2 protein-coding genes are annotated in these 2018 nt (G+C 48.7%); both read left to right on the top strand.

All coding sequences use genetic code 11. The features are described from left to right. Positions 1-1072: polymorphic toxin-type HINT domain-containing protein (locus SY1_RS10325; protein WP_243440666.1), on the top strand; the 1072-nt coding region annotated here is incomplete at its 5' end. Positions 1073-1273: 201 nt separating this feature from the next. Further along, positions 1274-1702 carry a hypothetical protein gene (locus SY1_RS10320; protein ID WP_015556979.1) on the top strand — a complete coding sequence of 143 codons (429 nt, stop codon included), beginning with the start codon at positions 1274-1276 and terminating at the stop codon, positions 1700-1702. The last annotated feature ends 316 nt before the right edge of the window (positions 1703-2018 follow it).

The raw sequence follows: 2018 nt of genomic DNA, 5'->3' as shown, positions 1-2018 counted from the left end.
GGGGCTGTTCTCGCTGGGAGAAACGACGAGTTCGCTGTTTGTTCTGGACATTTTGAATGGCACGGTTACGCTGAACTACGCACTGGCATTCCAGATGTTGATGAACGCAGCCCACGCTGCCAACGTCTCGTATTCAATAACGGCACTGGTCACGGCTGCTCTGACGGGAAAAACCGAAGGGGTCCTGCCTGCAATAGCGAATGGGCTTGTATCAATTGCAAGCTTTTCCAGTATCTGTGAATCGCATCTTGCAATGCAGATACTTACGAAAGCTCTTGCAGCGTATGGAGCAAACGAGAGCTTGGAGGCTTTTCTGAAAGCTGTTCGGGACGACGACGTTCCCAAAATGCTGTTATACGGTCTGCAGTTTTCGTTGGACCTTGCCGTGCTGCATGAAAGCTGCTTTGACGGCGACACGCTGGTGGCGACGGAGGCGGGGTTCAAGCGCATCGACGAGGTTCAGGCCGGGGACCGGGTGTGGTCGTACAACGCCGAGACCGGCGAGAGGGCGTTGAAGGTCGTCAAGGAAGTATTTGTCCGGGAGAACGACGAGCTTCTGCACATCGAGACGAGCCGGGGCGCCATCGATGCGACGACCAACCACCCGTTCTACGTCGTGGGCAAGGGCTGGGTAGCGGCGGGCGACCTGGCGGTGGGAGACTGCATCCATGCTATCTCCGGTGACGCGGGGGTTGTGACGGGGCTGGAGCTGGAGAAGCTGGACAAGCCGATCTCTGTCTACAACCTCGATGTCGAGGACTTCCACTCCTACTTCGTCGCCGGCGGCGTGCTGGTGCATAATGTATGCGTAGAAGGAAGAGGTTCGACCGGCCGTACTGAGCCGAGGAACTTGATGGAGGAAATGGCTTATGAGGCAGCAAAAGAGTATCCATTTGCCGAACACAACGGAAGGTCCCTTAAATTTGTGAAGGGCGATCTTGAAGACCCGAGGTGGAAAGGTTGGCAAAAATGGCAAGCTGTCTTTAAGAGCAATAATGGCAAAATAGTTAATATACATTTTGTTTATGAACCCATGAAGCAATTATTTGATGACTTCAAGTTTAAGAATTAATTCCACCTTAAAAAGATGAGGGATGACAAGAAAAGGTTCCATGAATGATGTATTTGTTTAGAGCAAAACTAGATAACAGAGGCAATTAAGAAGACCATTACTTATAGCTTGTTTCCCAATTTACTGGTGGTCCTCGAATAGAGACCCACCAGTAATTTTATGGTCTGTGAAGATTAGTTTTGAGGATGGGAGGCAGAGGAAATGCTGGTTAAATACTCAAGACCATTTAAGTCGTATCCGTTTAACGTGATCTCATTGTCAAAGTCTTTCTCTGAGCAATTGGTTAAGGAGAAAGTTTATTTGGTAATTGAAGCGAGTTTTGACTTCAGGATAAACAAGTACTCTGAAGTACTGGGGGCCTTTTACAGAATTATTGATGAGGGGGGGACACCGGCAATTTATAATGCTGATGGTTTTGAAATCGTTTCAGGGAACCTTGATGGATACTATTTGGCGCAAAACAGAAATGATTATATAATAATGACTCATAAATTGATTTTTGAAGCAAACCCAGATAAATTTTGGGACACATACTTTGAGAGCACTACTAATGAGGGGAAAAACCTATTGAAGAGTGTGATAAAAGATTTGGCTTCCAAGGAAAATATACCAGAACCAATACTGGAATAGAGGAGAAGTTCATGCCCCAGGCGATATTAGGACGTAACATAACAGTCAGCTGTTTTTCTTTGCTGTCATTAAACAAATACTCGATCTAATAGCCTGGCACCTTGATAATCAATAAAAGGTATTGTGCCGCGATGCAGCAGGGCGCGAACGTGGCGGTGGAGGAGTACGGCTACGACTGGCGCGGTAACCGCATCCGGAAGTCGCGGGCGAGCGCTTTGACCGGACGACGGAGCTGTATCAGCTGCGGGCGCGGTACATGGACCCGAAGACGGGGACGTTCCTGAGCCTGGACCCGCACCAGGGGAACCGGCAAGAT

Origin of the sequence: Fretibacterium fastidiosum (genome assembly GCF_000210715.1) — a bacterium.
Lineage (GTDB): Bacteria > Synergistota > Synergistia > Synergistales > Aminobacteriaceae > Fretibacterium > Fretibacterium fastidiosum.
This window is presented reverse-complemented; position numbering and strand designations above follow the sequence as displayed.

Coding starts and splice junctions, on each gene's coding strand:
- SY1_RS10320 (WP_015556979.1), top strand. CDS start 1,274: ATGCTGGTTAAATACTCAAGACCATTTAAGTCGTATCCGTTTAACGTG.